The organism is Pseudoalteromonas rubra (assembly GCF_004212645.1).
Classification (GTDB): domain Bacteria; phylum Pseudomonadota; class Gammaproteobacteria; order Enterobacterales; family Alteromonadaceae; genus Pseudoalteromonas; species Pseudoalteromonas rubra_G.
Genome location: NZ_PPUZ01000170.1, coordinates 1 through 760, shown reverse-complemented (window position 1 = coordinate 760; position 760 = coordinate 1). Strand labels below are relative to the sequence as shown.

1 protein-coding gene is annotated in these 760 nt (G+C 42.4%); it reads right to left on the bottom strand.

Annotated elements, in window-relative coordinates; translation table 11 throughout:
- Positions 1–531 precede the first annotated feature (531 nt).
- On the bottom strand, positions 532–760 hold a 229-nt coding region (locus C3B51_RS23845; protein WP_206076675.1), incomplete at its 5' end, for a hypothetical protein.

Genomic DNA, 760 nt, shown 5'->3' with positions numbered 1-760 from the left:
TTTCGCGATCCGTGAAGGTGGCCGTACAGTTGGTGCTGGTGTTGTAGCTACAATCGTAGAATAATCTACAGATTGCAGTAACACTGTGAAAAAGGTCGCTCAGGCGGCCTTTTTTAATGTCTGAAATATGAGAAAAGTAGCGGGTTCAGTTAAACTGGCTCAATTCACCTTGCGCAAAGGAAATGCCAGTGCAAGCACTGTGTCATTATCCTTTGCACGATAGGTGGCGCTCTCTACAGGGTGATGTAGGTGCTAGTTGCAACTATCGTTGAGTAATATCGACTTTAGTTAATGCAATAAGCATTGTGAAAAAGGCCATTCTCTAATAAAGAGCGTGGCCTTTTTTAATGCCTGAGTGAAAGTCATCATGTGAAGGTGGCGCCTTCCACAAGGCAATGTTGGTGCTAGTTGCAACTATCGTGAGTAATATCGACTTTAGTTAATGCAATAAGCATTATAAAAAAAGGTCACTTCGGTGGCCTTTTTTAATGCCTGAAATATGAGAAAAGGAGGGAGCTTAGTTAAACTGGCTCACTTCACCTTATTTAAAGGGGAATATCTGCTCGAAAACATATCAAAAAACACCTTTTTGTTTGTATTTTGTCCGAATGCACCGTTTTTCTCACTTTTCTTCAAAAAAGGGGTTGCGCTGAGTTTCGATTTCCCTATAATGCGCATCCACCGACACGGGGTGCTCGCTACGAAGTAGAACGCTGAAAAGCAACGAGCCAAGTGAAGAGAAAGCCAAACGGAAAGCTTA